We start from the raw sequence: 3,731 nt of genomic DNA on the forward strand, positions 1-3,731 counted from the left end.
GGCGGGGGGCCGGCGATGTATACCGGGAAAGGCCTGCTTGTCCTGCGGGACGGCCGGACGCTCCCGCTCACCTACCAATTTGGCAGCAACTCCGACGATACCCGCGCCGGGTACCTTTTCTGCGATCTCTCGGACGTCGATCCAGCCGCGCTCTTCTACAGGCTCCGCGTGGTCTGTGACGACGGCACAGATCTCGTCGTTGCAGTCGCGCATTCCAGCGACCGCTACCTTGCTGTCATCGGGCGGGTATCCGCGCCAGGCGTCTCGCAATAGAAAAAGGGAGCCGGCGGCTGGGGGGCTAGACCGACTCCCTTCGATGGCCATCTTGGCAGAAGAACCATCCCCACCTCGCAGCTGACCGCGCCAGTGGTGTACTGCCAACGATCAGTTCGCCCGCTCGGTTCCGAGTTTCCGGTAAAAAATTTCAGATCAGGGGCCGTTCGCCTCGAGTGACCTCCACATCATGAAAAAGGCCGCGCCAGCCGAAGCCAGCGGGGCCGAAATCATGCGGCGTTGGACTGCCGGTAACGGTCGACGGCCCGCCGGGTCAGTTCCTCTTCATCTCCCGCGACGGCCACCAGCGCTGCCACGATGTAAGCCAGTCTGGTGCGTTCTCGCTCTTCAAACGCAGGGGGAATGCTCGATCTGATTTCGTTCCACGCAACCTCCAGCGCCGCGCAAGCCCGAGCGAGATCGGTGGGGTCACTCAGCGACGAAAAGGGCATGTCTCCCTCCCTCCAAAAAGGACACTTGCGAAGGATAAATTTAGAAGGGCTCGCCACGATATCTCGGACCGGAACTCAGCGCAGCTTCCGCGATCCATCGCCTCGGCGCCACGCCGAGGGACGCCTCCTATACGAGCCTGCCGAAGCGGGAGCGAGCGGCCATCCTGCTCTCGTTGCGAAATCGTCTCGGCGTCGTTCCTGCCATTCGGCGGAATGCGCGTGCGAAGTGAGCGGGGTCGCTGTATCCGGCAGCAAATGCCACCTCGATTATTTTGGCGTCGGTCGTGCCGAGAAGCTCAATTGCCTTTTCAAAGCGCGCCGCTTCGACCAGTTGTGAGTAGGTGAGACCGGCAGCGGCAAGCTTGCGTTGGAGGCTTCTGATACTGAGCCCTGCTGTCTTCGCAATCTGCTGATTACCGGGACTCGTTCGTCCATGTATGATGTCAGTGTCGAGCTAAGAAAGCCGATTATTTCGGCGCCAATAGAACTGGCATTGCCCTCGGAAATTTCCCACTGAACATGCGGCAGGAAACAATTTGAAGTAATTTTGCTCATATTGCTCGCCTCCCCCAAGGCTACAAAATGATGCGCTTCACCTAACATTAAAATCAATGAATATTGCAGCACAATGAATTCTGGGAAGCACGGGAAATCTCGCGCGTCCAGTAGCTGGCATGAGTTCGCTTGAAACGAGAAAAGCCGCGGCCTGCTCGCCCCCGGCCGTGATGGCGTGGATCGCGTCTACACCGAAGCCGACCGGGCGCGCATCGGCGAGATCCCATGCGCAAGCTCGGCTTCACCGTCCGGGAGATCAAGACCGGACGCTTCCCGCGCGAGAAGTTCGCCGAACAGCTCGCCATCGCCCGCAAGCAGCGTCAGGAGATCGACGGCGTCATCGCCGAGCTTGAGCGGAGGGCGGCGGCATGACCAGGCTCTATCTCGACATCGACGGCGTGCGCTTGAAGCTGCGTCGCGTTCCCGATCTTCAGGGCAAGTTCGCCCGAATGATCTGGATGATCGTTCCGCCCTTGTGCGCTCCTTTTTCGAGAAGGCGAGCGGCGGCAGCGGCAATCTCCCAACGATGTGATTGAAAACGGTCGAGGCAGTCCTCGTCTGTTTCGATAGCCTCAGCGGCAAGATCGCTCAGTGTCGTATATCCGACCTGGCAGATCGCCCTTTCGCCTCCATCGACCATGCAGAAGCGAACGCTTTGTCTCGCGCGCTCGCAATCAGGCGCGGTGTGCTCATCGAGAATGAAAGCCATGGCTGTTTGCCCCGTGAATTTGAGGGCTCGGGATCTGGAAACGGCAAGCGCTGGCGGCAGGACGCCGACGCACAACGCCCTGAATGTTCAATGCCAGACGAACATCACGGTTCCATTGCGCAACAGCATCGATCGGGATCGCCGCCATGGCTGACCGCTTCACCGCCCGCCAGAAGCAGCAGGCCCTCGCACGCGAACTCGGATTCCGCCGCCGCGTCTATGCGACCCGCATCGCCGAAGGCCGGATGAAGCAGGAGGTTGCTTTGTTTCAAATCGGAATCGTCGAGGAAATGGAAGCCGAGTATCGCCAGCGCGCCGACGCTGAGGACCATGCCGGGAGGTTGCTGTGATGCTGCCCTCCAAATGAAGGACAACATGATCCCGGTTTTGCCGCATGCTCCGCTCGCCATCCGATGGGTAGCGTTGGCGGGTGCGCGGGCTGCCGACGTTCGTGCTCCCAGGCCCCGAGCATCGGCAGCCGATTCCGATCGAATTTACATCTATCGCTGGGATCGCTGCAGCCGAAAGGGCCAACGCTGCCATGTGTTCGCACGCGGGACCATGAACTCCGTAGGCGTCGAATTCGAAGATCACCGGCACCGGTGGCTTCCTTGCTCTACCGCCGGCCATGAGCGAGTCGCTGTCCCGGCTGCGAGTGATCGGGCACGTAGGCCAGACGGTCACCGATGGTTGATAGCTCGGACCAACTGCCAGTGAATGTAGCACTGGAGGAAGTTGATGCGGATCCTCCCAGAAACCCGCCGATCGCATGCAGCGGAACCTATCGAAACGCCCGAGCAATTTCGCGGTGCGCTGGAGCGCTTGCGATGCATCGATATCGCCGCTGAAGATGAGGACGTGAGCGAGCCGAGCTGGAGCTCAGCCTATGTCGCTATCTCGCAAGCTGCGAGCACCGCGTTCGCTAGCTCGTCGCGGCTGCGGCTCCAGTTTCACGACGTGAAATCGGCCGCCGATCGGATTACGCCAAGGGCTGGAGGCCCGCGGACCCCGGCCTTCGTACCTCGCGCGAACTGATCGATTCCATAGGGAGCCAATTCTCGCTCCATTCGTTTGCGACTGCTTTCTCGTCTCGCCCAGGAACATCTCGCAAAGGAAGGGAAGATTATTTCGAGTCAAAATCTGACATATGTTATTGATATGACAATCAAAAGCTAATAATATCAATCTTTCTTCGGGGGTTACCTTTGACCGTTCGGCCCAAAATGTTTGTGGCTATAGAAGGACTTCGAGGCATCCTTGCCTGGTCGGTCGTATTTTCTCACCTCGCCTACATCTCGGCGTTCAACGGCAATGGCGTGAGCTCGCTTCTTCGAGCCGTCGGTCTTCCATCCGTGCTGGTCTTCATTATCATAAGTGAGTTTGTCATAACCCATGTCGTTCTGGAGAAGCAGGAGGGCTATGCCCCCTATATTATTCGAAGGTTTGCTCGAATTTTTCCACTGTTTGCGGTGACATGCTTTTTCGGTTTCTTCACAAGTGAGTTGCTTGCGTCGGCCCTCAGCGCACCGGGTTTTGGCGATCCAGAGTTCGCAAGAGTAGTGAACGAGGTCGCATCGAGCGATCGAGCTCATCTGCCGATGCATGTATTCTCTCATCTTTTCATGATGCATGGCGCCATTTCAAATAACATCCTTAGCTATTCCGAATACGCCTTCAACATGCCGGCTTGGAGCATATCGCTTGAATGGCAATTTTATCTGGTCGCGCCATTGATCCTATTC

The 3,731-nt window shown here is 58.3% G+C and carries 7 protein-coding genes; 4 read left to right on the forward strand and 3 right to left on the reverse strand.

The window, feature by feature from the left end; translation table 11 throughout:
- A partial coding sequence (locus AB4Z16_RS27885; protein WP_441514553.1) for a hypothetical protein occupies nt 1-273 on the forward strand: 273 nt, incomplete at its 5' end.
- A gap of 230 nt (nt 274-503) precedes the next feature.
- Here AB4Z16_RS27885 and AB4Z16_RS27890 read toward each other — a convergent pair.
- The gene (locus AB4Z16_RS27890; protein ID WP_441514554.1) at nt 504-725 is read right to left on the reverse strand and encodes a hypothetical protein; all 222 of its coding nucleotides are present in this window, start codon (nt 723-725) and stop codon (nt 504-506) included.
- Between the two features lie 127 nt (nt 726-852).
- Complete coding sequence (locus tag AB4Z16_RS27895) at nt 853-1,167, reverse strand: helix-turn-helix transcriptional regulator (protein ID WP_441514559.1); 315 nt, start codon at nt 1,165-1,167, stop codon at nt 853-855.
- A gap of 338 nt (nt 1,168-1,505) precedes the next feature.
- On the opposite strand from AB4Z16_RS27895, the gene AB4Z16_RS27900 reads away from it, so the two are divergent.
- On the forward strand, nt 1,506-1,652 hold the full coding sequence (locus AB4Z16_RS27900; RefSeq protein ID WP_441514555.1) for a hypothetical protein: 147 nt from the start codon (nt 1,506-1,508) through the stop codon (nt 1,650-1,652).
- Nucleotides 1,653-1,710: 58 nt separating this feature from the next.
- Here the strand turns inward: AB4Z16_RS27900 and AB4Z16_RS27905 are convergent, their stop codons facing one another.
- Nucleotides 1,711-1,989, reverse strand: coding sequence for a DUF1488 family protein (locus tag AB4Z16_RS27905; RefSeq protein WP_441514556.1), 279 nt, complete (start codon nt 1,987-1,989; stop codon nt 1,711-1,713).
- Nucleotides 1,990-2,135: 146 nt separating this feature from the next.
- Here AB4Z16_RS27905 and AB4Z16_RS27910 point away from each other — a divergent pair, with 146 nt between their 5' ends.
- The gene (locus AB4Z16_RS27910) at nt 2,136-2,339 is read left to right on the forward strand and encodes a hypothetical protein (protein WP_441514557.1); all 204 of its coding nucleotides are present in this window, start codon (nt 2,136-2,138) and stop codon (nt 2,337-2,339) included.
- Nucleotides 2,340-3,194: 855 nt separating this feature from the next.
- The coding region (locus AB4Z16_RS27915; protein WP_441514558.1) for an acyltransferase family protein at nt 3,195-3,731 on the forward strand (537 nt) is incomplete at its 3' end.

This window comes from Allobosea sp. TAF32 (genome assembly GCF_052113585.1).
In the GTDB taxonomy this organism is placed as follows: domain Bacteria; phylum Pseudomonadota; class Alphaproteobacteria; order Rhizobiales; family Beijerinckiaceae; genus Allobosea.